Genomic DNA, 15762 nt, shown 5'->3' on the forward strand with positions numbered 1-15762 from the left:
CTCCCCAGGAGAAGTGCGAGAACGCACGGGGAGTCGACAAAGACATGTCAATGGCATGATGCGCCGGCTCGAAGATTCCCCCCGGACGCGACCCCCCGCGGCAAGTGAGCCGGATCGTAACAGGACAGGGCCCGTATCCCTGTACGGAATACGGGCCCTGCTCCCGGTGCCGGGCGCTCAGTGCTCGGCGCTCGGCGGACGTGCGCGTCAGCCGTTGCGCTTCCAGCGCGGCTTGTCGTCACGGCGCCCGAAGGAGGAGCCGGTGTTCGAGCCACCGCGGTGGTCGTCACGGCGGCCGTAGGGGCGCTCGTGGCCGCCGGAGCGGAAGCCGCCGCCCGAGGGGCGGTCGTCACGACGGTCGCGGTTGAACGGACGGTCGCTGCCGCGGTGGCCGCCGGAGGGGCGGTCGTCGCGACGGTCGTCGCGGCGGAAGCCGCCGGAGGGGCGGTCGTTGTCGCGGCGGAAGCCACCGGAGGACGGACGGTCGTTGTCCCGGCGGAAACCACCGGAGGACGGACGGTCGTTGTCCCGGCGGAAACCACCGGAGGACGGACGGTCGTTGTCGCGGCGGAAGCCGCCCGACGGACGGTCGTTGTCCCGGCGGTCGTCGCGCCGGAAGCCACCGCGGTCGTCACGGCGCTCGAAGGAACGGCCACCGCGGTCGTTGTCCCGGCGGTCGTCACGGCGGAAGCCACCGCGGTCGTCGCGGTCACGGCGCTCGAAGCCGCCCCGGTCGTCACGGCGGTCGCGGCGCTCGTAGTTGCCCCGGTCGTCACGGCGCTCACGGCGCTCGTAGGAGGACGAACGGTCGTACGCCGGACGCTCGTCGCGCGTCTCGCGCGCCGGCTGAGCCGGTACGGAGGCGATCGCGGCCTGCACCTCGGCCTCGGCGGCCTCGGTCACCTCGGCGACGGCGGCCTCCGGGTCCTCGCCCCGCTCACGGGCTGCACGGGCGATCAGGCGGTCGGCCTCCTCGCGCAGCTCGACGGCACGGCGCTGGAGGCGCTCCAGCTCCTTGGTGAGGTCGGCGACCTCGCGCTCGGCCTGCTTGGCGGCGTTGTTCGCGGAGTCGGCCTGCACCTCGGTCAGCGACCGGGCGCCGGTGATCTCGGCGACCTCCGGGTCGAACGCCCCGGCGCCGCCCACGATGTGGCGCGTGGCGTCGACGCCCGCGTCCTCCATCAGACGGAAGATCTGGCGGCGCTGGTGCGGCAGGGCCAGCGACACGACCACACCGGACTTGCCGGCGCGGGCGGTACGGCCCGAGCGGTGCAGGTAGTCCTTGTGGTCACCGGCCGGGTCCACGTTCAGGACCAGGTCGATGCCGTCGACGTGGATGCCGCGGGCGGCGACGTCGGTGGCGACCAGGGCGTTGACGTAGCCCTTCTTGAAGTCCTCGAGGACGCGGGTACGGGCGCCCTGCGTCATGCCGCCGTGCAGGGCGTCGGCCTTGACGCCGGTGTCCTGCAGCTGCTCGGCGATGCGGTCGGCGCCCAGCTGGGTGCGGACGAAGATGATGGTGCGGCCCTTGCGGGCGGCGATCGCGGCGGTGACCGGCGCCTTGTCCTTGGGCTTCACGACCAGGACGTGGTGGGTCATCGTGGTGACGGCACCGGCGGAGGGGTCGACCTCGTGGGTGACGGGGTTGACCAGGTACCGCTTGACCAGGCTGTCGATCTCGTTCTCCAGCGTGGCGGAGAAGAGCAGGCGCTGGCCGCCCTCGGGGATCTGGTCGAGCAGCTCGGTGACCTCGGGCATGAAGCCCAGGTCGGCCATCTGGTCGGCCTCGTCGAGGACCGCGATCTTCACGGCCTCCAGCGAGCAGGCGCCGCGGTTGATGATGTCGCGCAGCCGGCCGGGGGTGGCGACGAGGATGTCGACGCCGCGCTCGAGGGCGTAGATCTGGTTGCCCATCGAGGTGCCGCCGCAGACGACCTTCATCTTGAGGCCGAGGACGTCGCCGTACGGCTGGAGGGCGTCCGCGACCTGCATCGCCAGCTCACGGGTCGGGGTGAGGATGACGCCGCGGGGCTTCTTCTTGTCGGTGTGGCCGCCGGCCAGGGTGGCGAGCAGCGGCAGACCGAAGGAGAGGGTCTTGCCGGAGCCGGTGCGGCCGCGGCCGAGGATGTCCTTGCCGGCCAGGGCGTCCGGGATGGTCGCGGCCTGGATCGGGAAGGGGGTGGTCACGCCGTTCTGGGCGAGCTTGCGGACGATGCCCTCGGGCAGGCCCAGGTCGCCGAAGGTGATCTGGGGCTCGTCCGTCGTCTCCTGCTCGGAGGACTCGACGGCCTCGACGGCCTCGTCGGCGAGAGCGGCGCTCTCGTCGAGCTCGGTGTTCTCGGGCATGACGGCGTGGTCAGGACTGAAAATGGACATGCGAAATGCGAAACCTTCCGGAGTCTCGGCACGCGCCCGTCAACTCCGTGTTTCGCAATTCGACCGCCTCGATGCGGTCAGCCACGGCAAGGGAGAGTACGCGCCACACGCGGCGCTCTCGGTAGTGGCGCCGGGCAAAGGGGAACATGGGATCAAACGATCTACCACCATACGCACTCCCCCCCACTCAGCGCAAACCGTCCCACGCCACCGCGCCTGTGACGTCCGCCTCACCCGGCGCCGATCCCCCTGAACGGCCCCCGGCCGGGGGCCGTTCTTGGCCCCCGCCGCCTCGGCGCCCGGCCGGCGCGGCACCCGCTCCAGGCACGCGGCGCCGGCCGCCGTGGTGCCGGCCCGCCGTTGCGCACGCGGTCGCGGTGCACGCCCGCCGTCCCGCCCGCCCGCGCCGTGGCGCCGGCTCCGGGCACGCGGCGCCGGCTCTCTCGTGGCACGGGCTTGCCTGCCCGGCCGGCGTGCGGGCCCCTCCGGGGAGGCTCACGGGGCCGGGGGCCGGGTGCCGCCGCCGGTGGCCACGCGAGGGCCGAGCGCCACGGGCAGCGGCGTCACACCGGGCCGGGTGCCGCGCGGGCAGCCGGGGCCGCGCGGGCCGGGGGGATACGCCGCCGGTCGCCGGGCGGGGAGCCGGGGACAACACGGTCGACGGGCGTCACGCGGGGGCGGCCTGCGGTGAGGCGGCCGGTTCGGCCACGGAGCCCGCGTACCGGCCCTCGGGCGCCCGGAGCGACTGGGTACGGGTGTCGGCGGGCGGCGTCGCGGACGGCGGCTCCGAGGGGTCCGGGCTCGGCTCGGCCGGCGGGGTCGGGTCGGGCGTCGACGCCGGGGGCTCGGTCGGCTCCGGCGGCTCCGGCTGCCCGCTCGGCGACGCCCCGCCGCCCCCGGCCGCTCCGCCGCCCCCGCCGCCGCCCGCTCCTCCACCGCCGCCACCGGACGGCGAGGGAGCGGGCGGGTGCGCGGGCCGCGCCCCGGGCCGGCCCTTCGCCGGCGGCTCGGCCGACGGCCTGCCCGACGGCTTCGGCGCCTTCCGCGCGCCGCTCGGCTCCGGCGACGCCGCGTCCTCCTCGCCCGGCGCGCCGCCCGCCTGGCCCTGCACGCCGGGGCCGCTCCGCACGCCGTGCAGCCCGCCCGGGGCGCCGGCGACGCCTTCCGGTTCCGCCGCGGCGGCGTCCGCCGGCCCGACGGACCTGGCGGGCCCCGGCTTCGCGCCCTCGTCGGACACGCTCATGCAGCCGCTGACGGAGCCTGCGGAGGCCGCTACCGCCAGCGCGGTGACGGCCCATCGGACGGGGGCGGGCAGATGGCGCACGAGGGCACCTCCATGGGTGCGGGACGGGTTTCCCTGCCCAACTCCCCAGGCCCCACAAGGACACGCCGCCCCGGGGCCCGGATCAGCCGTACCCGAGCTCGTGCAGCCGCTCGTCGTCGATGCCGAAGTGGTGGGCGATCTCGTGCACCACCGTCACCTCCGTCTCGGCGACCACGTCCTCCCGCGAATCGCACATCCGCAGCGTCGGCCCCCGGTAGATGGTGATCCGGTCGGGCAGGACGCCCGCGTACCACTCGCCCCGGTCGGTCAGCGGGGTGCCCTCGTACAGCCCCAGCAGATCCGGGTCGTCCGGTGACGGCTCGTCCTCCACGAACACCGCGACGTTGTCCATCAGCCGCGTCAGCTCCGGCGGGATCCTGTCCAGCGCCTCGGCGACCAGTTCCTCGAACTCCTCGCGTGTCATCTCCAGCACGCGGCCATTGTCACGGATGGCCGGGCATAGTGACCCGTCCGCTTGGGCATACGGCGCCCATGGCCGCCCGAGCTGCCCTCCGCACCACCTATGCCCGCCTGCTGCTGCACTACCGCTCCCGCCGCTCCGCCCCCACCTCCGCCCTGGTCCACGCCCCTCACCCGTATGCCCGAGCCCTCGGCCTGGTGGCCGTCGTCCTTCTGGGCGCGTGGCTGGGTCTCCTGATCGTCGGCAGCGTCCGTACGCCGGTGGGCCCGATGGACACGAGCATGACCCTGCGGCCCTCCCTGCACGGCGGGACGAAGATCAACGTCTCGCCGCTGGGCGCCCTGGAACTCGACTCGCACACCGCGCCCATCCGCCTCGACGTGGACGTCGACCAGCTCGACCCGGCCCGCGCCCAGGCCCTCGTCGAGCACCCCGAACGGATCACCGGCCTCCAGGACGAGATCACCCAGGACGTCGCCGACGGCACCCGCGAGCTGGCCCTGCGCTCGTGCGTCGCCGTCGTCTCCGGCGCCACCGCCCTGGGCCTCGCCGTCTACCGCCGCCCGCGCCGCGCCCTCGCGGCCGGCGGCCTGGCGCTGGCGCTGCTGGGGGCCGCGGGTGTCTCCGCGTACGCCACCTGGAACCCCAAGTCGGTACTGGAGCCGAAGTTCTCGGGACTCCTGTCGTCCGCCCCGTCCGTGGTGGGCAACGCCCGCTCGATCGTCAGCGAGTTCGACGTCTACCAGAAGGAACTGGCCCGGCTGGTCACCAATGTGACGAAGCTGTACGACGCCGCCTCCACGCTGCCCACGTACCAGCCCGACCCGGGCACCATGCGGGTGCTGCACGTGTCGGACATCCACCTGAACCCGGCCGCGTGGGAGATCGTCCGCTCGCTCGTCGAGCAGTACCGGATCGACGTGATCATCGACTCGGGCGACACCATGGACCACGGCACCGCCGCCGAGAACGGCTTCCTCGACCCGATCAGCGACCTCGGCGCGCCGTACGTCTGGGTGCGCGGCAACCACGACTCGCAGGTCACCCAGCGGTACCTGGAGGGCCTGCGGAACGTCCACGTCCTCGACGAGGGCCGCGCCGTCACCGTCGCCGGCCTGCGGGTGGCCGGCACCGGGGACCCGCAGTTCACGCCGGACCGCTCGGTGCTGCCGGCCGGCGACGACGCCGAGCGCGCGGCGGGCGCCCGGCTGGCCGCCGCGCTGGGCGCCCAGGCGCGGGCCGGCACCCCCGTCGACATCGCGGTGGCCCACAACCCGGTGGCCGCCCAGGAGACCGACGGCCGGGTCCCGCTGGTGCTGGCCGGTCACGTCCACCGCCGGGTGAACAAGCTCCTGCCGGACGGCACGCGCCTGAAGATCGAGGGCTCCACCGGGGGCGGCGGTCTGCGGGCCCTGGAGAAGGACGAGCCGGAGAAGGTCCACGCGTCCGTCCTCTACCTGGACCGGGACACCCGCCGCCTCCAGGCCTGGGACGAGATCACCCTGGGCGGCCTGGGCCTCACGACGGCCGAGGTCAGCCGCCACGTCCCGGAGGACGCGCCCGGGACCTCCCCCACCGGCGGACCGTCCGGTACGCCGTCCGGGAGCCCCTCCGGTCCGCGCACCGCTCCGGCCGCCGTTCCCCCCGCCGGGACCCCGCCCCCGACCCGTTCCCCGTAACCGTTTTGGCGAACGGTCCCCGCATCCCATATGCTTCTCACGTCCCCGACGCGCTGACGAAGCGCCCAGGCGGGCCTCTTAGCCCTCATCGTCTAGTGGCCCAGGACGCCGCCCTTTCAAGGCGGTAGCACGGGTTCGAATCCCGTTGGGGGCACGCAACACCGTGTGCGAGACTGGTTCTCGCACATTGCTTGGTCCTGTGGAGCAGTTTGGAGTGCTCGCCACCCTGTCAAGGTGGAGGCCGCGGGTTCAAATCCCGTCAGGACCGCTGCGGCTCGCAAGAGTCGCGTGGCTGGGTAGCTCAGTTGGTACGAGCGTCCGCCTGAAAAGCGGAAGGTCGCCGGTTCGACCCCGGCCCCAGCCACCGCAGCCCATCAGGGCACACACCCCCTCCGGGATCTCCCGGAGGGGGTGTTGTCGTTCCGGCCCCCTCCCGCCGCCGGCGACGCGAGGACGGCGGACCCACGAGGAATGCATTTTCCGTGAATTCCCGTGCCGTTTCCGTGGAGGAATCCCTGAAATCCTCAGCCCCATGCGTCACACCGTGCACACGGCGGGAGAAAATATGCTCAGCCGTCGATACGTGGGCGTTTTGCCGGGGGTTGTCTCCCGCGTAATCTTCTTAACTATCCTTTGGGCACACTTGCAGAACCGATTAGACGTCAAGAGGTCGCCCGGACGAGCGTCTGCCACCACCCGTACGGCGCAGACCCGTGACGTTTCGTGCGCGCGTTAGCTGGGTTATGACAGCGGCACTCACTGATGGTCACCCCGTCGACCAACACAAGGCACCCTCCTGGGCGACCAGATCCTTCCCCATGGGCGAATTCCTTTTCTTTCCCGCGTCGTCCCCCGCCTCGGGAATCAACGGAACCCTGCACGGACGCGGCGCGGCCATTTACCTGACATGGTCCGGGGCGGTACTGCAGGAACTCGCGGAAACGATGGAAGACCTCGAGAAGGCGTTCACGGACTCCTGGAGCAGGGCCGGGCTCTCCACGAAAGCCGACGGAGGACGGACAAGGGTCCATAAACATGCGTGAGTACTACGCGGACGATGCGTTCAGCCCCTACGTGCCCGTCCCGGACGCCGACCAGCCCTGGGTCCAGACGTCCCCGTTCCACGCCACGCTCCACGGGCCCCTCGGGCTGGCGGATCCCTCGACGGACGGACAGGGGATGGCGTGGGACCCGGCCGAGGAACTCGCCTTCCTCCTCCAGGAGGCCAGGGAGGAGGACCGGATCCGCTCGGCCGCCCAGCCGCCCCCGCCGGAGATCCCGGAGAGTACGGACTGCCCCATCGAGCGCGACGGCATGGCCACCCTCGCCGGCATGACGGCGAGCCTGCCGCCGACACCGGTGCCGCCCGGTCACGGCCGCCGCAGGGCGCGTGCGCCCGTCCTCACCTGGGCACGCGTCGGGAGCTTCTTCCTGGCGGCGCTCTCGGTGACGCTGGTGTCCACGGTGAGCGTGTTCAGCGGCATCATCGCCTACGACCCGCTGCGGGAGGTCGCCCAGGGCCACTCCCCCACGAGCACGGTCGGCTGGTGGCCCCTGCTCGTCTACGGCCCCTGGGCGGTGGCGTCGCTCTCGGTCCTGCGGGCCGCGCTGCACCAGCGCCGCGCCGCGCATTCCTGGGCGGTCGTCCTCCTCTTCTCCTTCACCGGAATGCTGTTGTGCGTGACGGAGGCCCCCCGGAATTACACGGACATGGCGGTGGCGGCACTTCCGACGGTCGCCTCACTCGCCTGTTTCCAGCAGATGGTGCGCTTCATCACCCTCACCCGGCCTCCCCGCCGGACGAAGCCCCGCCATCGGAATCTCGAACAGCTTCCCCCTCGACCCTCTTCCTGAACCGGCACCGGCAGGTGTGCGCCCCGCCGTTCACGGAGGACCCCCCGCTCCCCGGGAGCACTTTTCCAGGAACAAGATCGACATCGCAAGATCACTCACTCTTGCGGATGGCCCGCACTCTTAAGTCATCTCATCCCAGAAAGGACGGTCGACCATGAGCGCAGCCTTCTGGCCCGTCTTGGCATGTGCTTCGGCATGTTCGATGGCGCCGGCGCTCCTGCTCTCCATGCGGACCGGGATGTCCCGGCTCGACACCCGGGAAATGCACCGCCGGAAACTCCTGATCCGTGTGCTGCGGGACAACCTCGGCCGGGCCCTCTCCGCCGGAGCCCGTGTGGACACCGCCCCGGCGGACGCCACCGGCGCCCCGGGGCAGAGGGCCGTGGACCGCCGCTGACCGGATGACGGCACCGGCCGGGTGACGGCACCGGCCGGGTGACGGCACCGGCCGGGTGACGGCACCGACCCGATGCCACCGGCGGCCCGGTGCCGCCGGCACGGCCCCGCGGGGCCCGCGGGGCCCGCCGCCGTCAGGTCCGTTCGCGGCTCCGCCAGCCGCGGACGCCGAGCGTGACGGCGACCACCGCCACCACCGACAGCAGCAGGGCCCAGTCCGGGACCGCGCGGCCGAGGGTGGCGGCCCACTCCTCCACCGTGTACGAGGCGTCGACCGACAGCAGGCCCGGCAGGGCGGTCGTGCCGTCGAAGGCGAGGAACAGCGTGCCCAGCACGACGAAGAACAGCCCCGACAGCAGCGAGGTGCTGTGCAGCCGGAAACGGCCCACCCGCAGCTCGCGCCCCCGGAGCCAGCCGCGCCGCCCCAGGTCGTAGCGCTCCCAGAGCAGGGCCAGCAGGAACAGCGGCACCGCCATGCCGAGGGCGTACACGGCCAGCAGGAGCCCCCCGTAGGCCGGGCTCCCGCCGAGCGCCGCCACCGTCAGCACGCTGCCCAGGATCGGGCCCGCGCAGAAGCCGGCCAAGCCGTACACCAGGCCCAGGGCGTAGACGGAGAGCGCCGAGACGGGACGGATCCGGCCGCTCACCTCGGCGATCCGGCGCGAGGCGAAGCCCAGGCCCACGGCCTGCGCCACGCCGAGGGCGATGATCGTCCAGCCGCCCACCGCCACCAGCAGGTCGCGGTGCCCGTAGAAGAGGCGGCCCGCGTAGGACCCGGCGGCGCCGAGCGGGACGAGCGTGGTGGCGAGACCGGCGTAGAAGATCCCGGTCCGGGCGACCAGCCGGGCCCGGGTGTCGATGGAGTACGCGAAGAAGGCGGGGAGCAGCAGCGCGCTGCACGGGCTCAGGAGCGCGAGGAGCCCGCCGAGGAAGGCGGCCAGATAGCCGATGTCCGTCATCGGCGGGCCTCCCGCCCGGCGGCTTCGATCGCGGCCGTGAACGTCTCGATGGGCTGGGCGCCCGCGATCGGCCGCCCGTTCACCAGGAACGACGGCGTGGACGTGGCACCGAGCGCGTACGCCTGCTCCTGGTCGGCGGCCACGGCCCGCCGCGCCGCGTCGCTGTCGAGGTCGCGGCCGAAGCGGGCGAGGTCGGCGACGCCCGCCTCGCGCGCGAGCGCCGTCACCTGCTCCTCGCCGAAGCCCCGCTCCTTGGCGCCGTCGGCGTACGCGGCCTTGTGGAACTGCCAGAACCGCCCCTGCTGCCCGGCGGCCCAGGCGGCACGGGCGGCCCGCTCGGACTCCTCGCCGAAGATCGGGAAGTTGCGCCACTCGATGCGCAGGGTGCCCTCGCCGACGTACTTCTCGATCAGCTCCGGCTCGGTCTCGCGGGCGAACTTGCCGCAGTAGCCGCACTTGAAGTCGGCGTACTCGATCAGGACGACGGGGGCGTCGGCGCGCCCGACGGCGAGCGGGTCCTTGGCGTCGCGCCGGGCGTACTTCTGCAGTTCCGGGTGCACGCCGGCCTGCGGCTCGGCGGACGCACCGGCGGAGGCCGCGGCGGGCGCCTCGGCGACGACGGCGGGGGAGCGCTCGGCCGGCTTGGTGGCGGTGTACGAGACGGCGCCGAGCAGCGCGGCCGCGGCGGCGACACCGGCGCCGATGAGATACGAGGTGGACTTGGGCATGGTGGGACTCCTGTGCGCAGGGGAAAGGGACCGGCGGGTCGGGGGCGGCGCGCCGGCTATACGCGCAGGATCGACAGGTCCAGGGGGGAGGGCGGCACGAGGGGCGGCGGCCCCCGTTCCGGCCGGACGTCCGGGGCGGCGGCGTCCGCGCCCCACGTGCCGGCCGCCGCGCGGGCGACGGGCGGGGCGGACAGCAGCTCGCCGAGGGAGCCGGAGCGGGGCGGCAGGGCGGGCGACAGGCCGCCGCCGTCGTCGGAGGAACCGCACCCGGGCACCCGGCCGGCACCCGGCCCGCCGTCGTGGGCGGAGACCGCCGCCACAGCCGGGACGGCGGGTACGGCAGGCTCGGCGGAATCCGCGGCCACCGCCCGGACCACTGGTACCGCCGCGACGGCGGACACGGCCGACTCGGCGGAATCCGCGGCCACCGCCCGCCCCGCCGGTACCACCGGCCCGGCGGCCACGGCGGCGACGGCGGACGCGGCGGACACGGCCACGTCCCGCCCCGGCCCGGCGGCCGGCCCGCACACCAGCAGCGCCCCCACCAGCGCGAGCACGGCGGCCGCCACGCGGCACCACCGGCTGCCGGCACAGGGCACGGGGCACCGCCTTCCAGGATCGTCCGGGGCTCTTCGACTCGCCGGAAATGGTACGGGGAAATCGGTTCGCCACTCCGTCGCCGCGAGTGAGATCCTGGGTCAGGTATGTCTACTTCCTTCGCCGACCTCCAGACCCTGCTGGCCGAGGTCTCGCTGCGCGACGCGCACCGGCTCGGCCGCCGTCTCGAAGGCGCCCGCCGCATCCGCAAGCCCGAAGCCCGGCAGGCCGTGCTGGACAAGATCGCCGCCGAGGCCGGGAAGGCCGCTGCCCGGACGGCCGAGCGCGCGGCCCGGGTGCCGGAGGTGACGTACCCCGAGCAGCTGCCGGTCAGCCAGAAGAAGGACGACATCCTGGAGGCGATACGCGACCACCAGGTCGTGATCGTCGCGGGTGAGACCGGGTCCGGCAAGACCACCCAGATCCCCAAGATCTGCCTGGAGCTGGGGCGCGGCGTCCGGGGCATGATCGGCCATACGCAGCCCAGGCGGATCGCCGCCCGCACGGTGGCCGAGCGGGTCGCCGACGAGCTGAAAACGCCCCTCGGGGAAGCGGTCGGCTGGAAGGTCCGCTTCACCGACCAGGTGGGCGGCGACACCTTCGTCAAGCTGATGACCGACGGCATCCTGCTCGCCGAGATCCAGACGGACCGCGAGCTGCGCGCCTACGACACGATCATCATCGACGAGGCCCACGAGCGCAGCCTCAACATCGACTTCCTCCTCGGCTACCTGGCCCAGCTCCTCCCCAAGCGTCCCGACCTCAAGGTCGTGATCACCTCCGCGACCATCGACCCGGAGCGTTTCTCCCGCCACTTCGGCGACGCCCCGATCGTCGAGGTGTCCGGTCGCACGTATCCGGTGGAGGTGCGCTACCGGCCCCTGCTGGAGGAGGACTCCGAGGAGTCCGACCGCGACCAGATCACCGCCATCTGCGACGCCGTCGACGAGCTCCAGGCCGAGGGGCCGGGCGACATCCTGGTCTTCCTCTCCGGGGAGCGCGAGATCCGCGACACGGCGGACGCGCTGGTCAAGAAGAAGCTGCGCAACACCGAGGTCCTCCCTCTCTACGCCCGTCTCTCGCACGCCGAGCAGCACCGGGTCTTCCAGGCGCACGCGGGGCGCCGGATCGTCCTCGCGACGAACGTCGCCGAGACGTCCCTGACGGTCCCGGGCATCAAGTACGTCATCGATCCCGGCACCGCCCGCATCTCCCGCTACAGCCACCGCACCAAGGTGCAGCGCCTCCCGATCGAGCGGATCAGCCAGGCCAGCGCCAACCAGCGCAAGGGCCGCTGCGGCCGTACGTCGGACGGCATCTGCGTCCGGCTGTACGACGAGGAGGACTTCCTCGCCCGCCCCGAGTTCACGGACGCCGAGATCCTCCGGACGAACCTGGCGTCGGTCATCCTCCAGATGACGGCCGCCGGGCTCGGCGACATCGAGAAGTTCCCCTTCATCGACCCGCCGGACCACCGCAACATCCGCGACGGCGTGCAGCTCCTCCAGGAGCTGGGCGCGATCGACCCGGCGCAGAAGGACCCCAAGAAGCGGCTCACGCAGGCGGGCCGCAAGCTGGCGCAGCTCCCGGTGGACCCGCGGCTGGCCCGGATGGTCCTGGAGGCCGACAAGAACGGCTGCGTGCGCGAGGTCATGGTGATCGCGGCCGCCCTGTCGATCCAGGACCCGCGCGAGCGGCCGGCCGAGAAGCAGGCGCAGGCGGACCAGCAGCACGCCCGGTTCAAGGACGAGACGTCCGACTTCCTGGCGTTCCTGAACCTGTGGCGCTACGTCCGCGAGCAGCAGAAGGCGCTGTCGTCCTCGGCCTTCCGCCGGATGTGCAAGTCGGAGTACCTGAACTACCTGCGCATCCGCGAATGGCAGGACATCTATACGCAGTTGCGCACGGTCGCCAAGCAGATGGGCATCCACCTCAACGAGGAGGACGCACCCGAGGACCGCGTCCATGTCTCGCTGCTCGCCGGCCTGCTGTCCCACATCGGGATGAAGGACGTCAAGGACGGCGCGAAGAACGAGTACCTGGGCGCCCGCAGTGCCAAGTTCGCCGTCTTCCCCGGCTCCGCGCTGTTCAAGAAGCCGCCGCGGTTCATCATGTCGGCCGAGCTGGTGGAGACCTCGCGCCTGTGGGCGCGGGTCAACGCGAAGATCGAGCCCGAGTGGATCGAGCCGCTCGCCGGGCACCTGCTGAAGCGCACGTACAGCGAGCCGCACTGGGAGAAGGACCAGGCGGCGGTGATGGCGTACGAGAAGGTCACGCTGTACGGCGTGCCGATCGTCGCCCAGCGCAAGGTGAACTACGGGCGCATCGACCCCGAGGTCAGCCGCGAGCTGTTCATCCGCAACGCCCTGGTGGAGGGCGACTGGCGGACGCACCACAAGTTCTTCGCGGACAACCGCAAGCTGCTCACCGAGGTCGAGGAGCTGGAGCACCGGGCCCGGCGCCGCGACATCCTGGTGGACGACGAGACGCTGTTCGACTTCTACGACCGGCGGGTGCCCGAACACGTCGTGTCGGGCGCGCACTTCGACTCGTGGTGGAAGCACAAGCACCGCGAGGAGCCGGACCTGCTCGACTTCGAGCGCGAGATGCTCATCAACGAGAAGGCGGGCGCGGTCACCAAGGCCGACTACCCCGACTCGTGGCGGCAGGGCGCGCTGAAGTTCCGGGTGACGTACCAGTTCGAGCCGGGCGCTGACGCGGACGGCGTGACCGTCCACGTCCCGCTGCAGGTGCTGAACCAGGTGACGGACGAGGGCTTCGACTGGCAGATCCCGGGTCTGCGCGAAGAGGTCGTGACCGAGCTGATCCGCTCGCTGCCGAAGCCGGTCCGCCGCCACTACGTCCCGGCGCCCAACTACGCGAAGAAGTTCCTGGAGCGGGCCGTGCCGCTCCAGGAGCCGCTGACGGTGACCCTGGCCCGGGAACTCCAGCGGATGGTGGGTGTCCCGGTCGACGCCGGCGACTTCGACCTCTCCCGCGTCCCCGACCACCTGAAGATCACCTTCCGGATCGTTGACGAGCGGCGCCGGAACCTGGCCGAGGACAAGGACCTGGAGGCGCTGAAGCTCCGGCTGCGCCCGAAGGCCCGTCAGGCGCTCTCCAAGGCCGCCCAGGCGGCCACGGCGGGCCCCTCGGGCTCCGGGCAGTCCCTGGAGCGCACGGGGCTGACGGACTGGACGATCGGCACGCTGACGAAGGTCTTCGAGACCCGGCGGGCCGGCCAGCCCGTCAAGGCGTACCCGGCCCTCGTGGACGCCGGGGAGACCGTGTCCGTGCGCCTCTTCGACACGGAGGCCGAGCAGGCGCGGGCGATGTGGCGCGGCACCCGCAGGCTGATCATGCTGAACATCCCGGTGAACCCGGCGAAGTTCGCCTCGGACCGGCTGACGAACCAGCAGAAGCTGGCCCTGTCCCGCAACCCGCACGGCTCGGTGCAGGCGCTGTTCGAGGACTGCGCGACCGCCGCCGCGGACCGGCTGATCGCCGACCACGGCGGTCCGGCCTGGGACGAGGAGTCGTTCCGCAAGCTGTACGACAAGGTCCGCGCCGACCTCGTCGAGCTGACGATCCGCACGGTGGACCAGGTGCAGCAGATCCTGGCCGCCTGGCAGGCCTGCGAGCGCCGCCTGAAGGCCACGAACAGCCTGGTCCTGGTGAACAACGTCCAGGACGTCCGGGAGCAGCTGGCGGCCCTCGTGCCGCCCGGCTTCGTGACGGCGACCGGTCTGCGGCGCCTGCCGGACCTGATGCGCTACCTGGTGGCGGTGGACCGGCGGCTCCAGCAGATGCCCACGTCCGTCCAGCGCGACACCACGCGGATGGAGAAGGTCCACGAGATGCAGGACGAGTACGCCTGGCTGCTGGAGCAGCTGCCCAAGGGCCGTCCCGTGCCCCAGGAGGTGCTGGACATCCGGTGGATGATCGAGGAGCTGCGGGTCAGCTACTTCGCCCACGCCCTGGGCACGGCGTACCCCGTCTCCGACAAGCGGATCGTCAAGGCGATCGACGCCGCGGCCCCCTGACGGGACCGTGTCGGGCCCGTCGCCTTGCGTGAGGTCGACCGGACCCTCTGACCTGCTGTACAGTGTGTTTCGCAGCCGCACGGCGGCCGCGAAACCAAGGTCCTGTGGAGCAGTTGGTTAGCTCGCCACCCTGTCAAGGTGGAGGTCGCGGGTTCAAGTCCCGTCAGGATCGCAGGAGAAGTACCAGAAGGGCCCGTATCCCCCCGGGGATGCGGGCCCTTCTGTCGTGCGTCTTGACGCGGTCATCTGCCACCGGTACCCAAGCAACAGGGAATCGGGGGCCCTTCACCGGAGGTGACGCGCATGGCGGCGGCATCCACAGCCAGGCACGAGACTCGCGCACTGCTCCGCGCCCATCTGGCGGCCGCGTCCGGCTACCGCCATCTGACCCGGCACTGCCCCGTCTGCCACCGCCTCCTGCGGCTGGCCATGGAGTACCCGGACACGGCCGAGGAGGGCCGGGAGGGGGCCGGCGACACGGCCCGGGAGGAGCCGGCGAGCCCCGAGGACGGCACGTGACGAGTGTGACGCGAGTCACGAAATGAGTTTTGAAAACCCCTCAACTTACACCCTCCCTACAACCACCCGATTTAATATGTGCAATTGTACTCTCCAGGAAGGGCTCCGCCGGGCGGGCCGCCGGGCGGCCCCGGGGGCACAAAAAAATCGCGCTGGACCCGGCGGAGTCCAGCGCGATCGATGACGAGGGCCCGTTGGGGCGGGCTCAGGTCGGTGGAACCAGGGGTGGGCGGACCGGGTTGGGGGACCCGGAAATGCCCGGTCGATCAGGGTGTTCAGGCCTCGCTGCGCTGCTGCGGAATGCCCGCGAGCAGTGCGCGGACCTCTGCCTCGCGGTACCGGCGGTGTCCACCGAGCGTTCGGATGGACGTGAGCTTGCCCGCCTTTGCCCAGCGGGTCACCGTCTTCGGGTCCACGCGGAACATCGTGGCAACCTCAGCGGGGGTCAGCAGCGGCTCGGCATCAGGGGTGCGAGCGGTCATGAGCGGCCTCCTCGGGAGAACCGAACCTTCTCGGTTCTTTCCTCTAAATTCTGCACCTTGACCCGCGTTGCCCGAAATGGCGGACGCGAGCCGAGTCGGTTATAGGACGAACGGCTTGTCCTCGGCACTACAACTACACCATCTGTCCAGCCACGTTCGGCCAAACCGATGGAATTGCCCTCTCAGGTGTCCATCAGCGGCGGAAGCCAATGGACCATGCCATAGCGGACAGTCACGTCACAGTGACGATCAGTCACAGAGCGATCAGGAGCCAACAGACCCCCCATAGCGTGCAATGCTGAGCCTTCCGCCCATACCTGGACGGAAGGAGCCCTCCCCGGACTCCTTGTCCTATTTTGGCATGAGGTCGGGCGATGGGCGCAA

The 15762-nt window shown here is 72.0% G+C and carries 12 protein-coding genes and 4 tRNA genes; 9 read left to right on the forward strand and 7 right to left on the reverse strand.

Features of this window, described 5'->3' with window-relative positions; genetic code table 11:
* Positions 1–207: 207 nt before the first annotated feature.
* From A4V12_RS27230 to A4V12_RS27240, 3 genes are all read right to left on the reverse strand, one after another.
* Positions 208–2376 (reverse strand): DEAD/DEAH box helicase, encoded by a 2169-nt coding sequence (locus tag A4V12_RS27230; RefSeq protein ID WP_199831399.1) that lies wholly within the window; start codon positions 2374–2376, stop codon positions 208–210.
* Between the two features lie 667 nt (positions 2377–3043).
* Positions 3044–3700, reverse strand: coding sequence for a hypothetical protein (locus A4V12_RS27235; RefSeq protein WP_064072094.1), 657 nt, complete (start codon positions 3698–3700; stop codon positions 3044–3046).
* A gap of 82 nt (positions 3701–3782) precedes the next feature.
* Entirely contained in the window at positions 3783–4133 is a 351-nt protein-coding gene (locus A4V12_RS27240; RefSeq protein WP_064072095.1) for a metallopeptidase family protein, read from the reverse strand.
* A 59-nt stretch (positions 4134–4192) separates the two neighbouring features.
* Here A4V12_RS27240 and A4V12_RS27245 point away from each other — a divergent pair, with 59 nt between their 5' ends.
* The 6 genes from A4V12_RS27245 (at position 4193) to A4V12_RS27270 (ending at position 8051) form a co-directional block, all read left to right on the forward strand.
* Entirely contained in the window at positions 4193–5800 is a 1608-nt protein-coding gene (locus A4V12_RS27245; RefSeq protein ID WP_064072096.1) for a metallophosphoesterase family protein, read from the forward strand.
* An 81-nt stretch (positions 5801–5881) separates the two neighbouring features.
* Positions 5882–5954, forward strand: a tRNA-Glu gene (locus A4V12_RS27250).
* Between the two features lie 39 nt (positions 5955–5993).
* Positions 5994–6068 (forward strand) — tRNA-Asp (locus A4V12_RS27255).
* 22 nt (positions 6069–6090) lie between these two features.
* A tRNA-Phe gene (locus A4V12_RS27260) sits at positions 6091–6164 on the forward strand.
* A 671-nt stretch (positions 6165–6835) separates the two neighbouring features.
* Complete coding sequence (locus tag A4V12_RS27265; RefSeq protein ID WP_064072097.1) at positions 6836–7654, forward strand: DUF2637 domain-containing protein; 819 nt, start codon at positions 6836–6838, stop codon at positions 7652–7654.
* 154 nt (positions 7655–7808) lie between these two features.
* Complete coding sequence (locus A4V12_RS27270; protein WP_159028945.1) at positions 7809–8051, forward strand: hypothetical protein; 243 nt, start codon at positions 7809–7811, stop codon at positions 8049–8051.
* Between the two features lie 133 nt (positions 8052–8184).
* Here the strand turns inward: A4V12_RS27270 and A4V12_RS27275 are convergent, their stop codons facing one another.
* From A4V12_RS27275 to A4V12_RS27285, 3 genes are read right to left on the reverse strand one after another with little or no spacing between them, the layout of a single operon-like run.
* Positions 8185–9009 carry a cytochrome c biogenesis CcdA family protein gene (locus A4V12_RS27275; protein ID WP_064072099.1) on the reverse strand — a complete coding sequence of 275 codons (825 nt, stop codon included), beginning with the start codon at positions 9007–9009 and terminating at the stop codon, positions 8185–8187.
* A complete protein-coding gene (locus tag A4V12_RS27280; protein WP_064072100.1) occupies positions 9006–9737 on the reverse strand; it encodes a DsbA family protein in 732 nt (243 codons plus the stop codon). The genes A4V12_RS27275 and A4V12_RS27280 overlap by 4 nt, the downstream gene beginning before the upstream one ends.
* A 56-nt stretch (positions 9738–9793) precedes the next feature.
* Positions 9794–10306 (reverse strand): hypothetical protein, encoded by a 513-nt coding sequence (locus A4V12_RS27285; protein ID WP_064072101.1) that lies wholly within the window; start codon positions 10304–10306, stop codon positions 9794–9796.
* Between the two features lie 135 nt (positions 10307–10441).
* On the opposite strand from A4V12_RS27285, the gene hrpA reads away from it, so the two are divergent.
* The 3 genes from hrpA (at position 10442) to A4V12_RS27300 (ending at position 14896) form a co-directional block, all read left to right on the forward strand.
* Positions 10442–14377 (forward strand): ATP-dependent RNA helicase HrpA, encoded by a 3936-nt coding sequence (hrpA, locus tag A4V12_RS27290; protein ID WP_064072102.1) that lies wholly within the window; start codon positions 10442–10444, stop codon positions 14375–14377.
* A gap of 98 nt (positions 14378–14475) precedes the next feature.
* Positions 14476–14549: transfer RNA gene (locus A4V12_RS27295), tRNA-Asp, on the forward strand.
* Positions 14550–14680: 131 nt separating this feature from the next.
* Entirely contained in the window at positions 14681–14896 is a 216-nt protein-coding gene (locus tag A4V12_RS27300) for a DUF6274 family protein (RefSeq protein WP_064072103.1), read from the forward strand.
* A 275-nt stretch (positions 14897–15171) separates the two neighbouring features.
* Here A4V12_RS27300 and bldC read toward each other — a convergent pair whose 3' ends face one another.
* A complete protein-coding gene (gene bldC / locus A4V12_RS27305) occupies positions 15172–15378 on the reverse strand; it encodes a developmental transcriptional regulator BldC (RefSeq protein WP_003949541.1) in 207 nt (68 codons plus the stop codon).
* Positions 15379–15762 lie beyond the last annotated feature (384 nt).

This window comes from Streptomyces noursei, from assembly GCF_001646665.1.
GTDB classification, from domain to species: Bacteria; Actinomycetota; Actinomycetes; order Streptomycetales; family Streptomycetaceae; genus Streptomyces; species Streptomyces lavendulocolor.

Coding starts and splice junctions, on each gene's coding strand:
- A4V12_RS27230 (WP_199831399.1), bottom strand. CDS start 2,376: ATGTCCATTTTCAGTCCTGACCACGCCGTCATGCCCGAGAACACCGAG.
- A4V12_RS27245 (WP_064072096.1), top strand. CDS start 4,193: ATGGCCGCCCGAGCTGCCCTCCGCACCACCTATGCCCGCCTGCTGCTG.
- A4V12_RS27265 (WP_064072097.1), top strand. CDS start 6,836: ATGCGTGAGTACTACGCGGACGATGCGTTCAGCCCCTACGTGCCCGTC.
- A4V12_RS27270 (WP_159028945.1), top strand. CDS start 7,809: ATGAGCGCAGCCTTCTGGCCCGTCTTGGCATGTGCTTCGGCATGTTCG.
- A4V12_RS27275 (WP_064072099.1), bottom strand. CDS start 9,009: ATGACGGACATCGGCTATCTGGCCGCCTTCCTCGGCGGGCTCCTCGCG.
- A4V12_RS27280 (WP_064072100.1), bottom strand. CDS start 9,737: ATGCCCAAGTCCACCTCGTATCTCATCGGCGCCGGTGTCGCCGCCGCG.
- hrpA (WP_064072102.1), top strand. CDS start 10,442: ATGTCTACTTCCTTCGCCGACCTCCAGACCCTGCTGGCCGAGGTCTCG.
- A4V12_RS27300 (WP_064072103.1), top strand. CDS start 14,681: ATGGCGGCGGCATCCACAGCCAGGCACGAGACTCGCGCACTGCTCCGC.
- bldC (WP_003949541.1), bottom strand. CDS start 15,378: ATGACCGCTCGCACCCCTGATGCCGAGCCGCTGCTGACCCCCGCTGAG.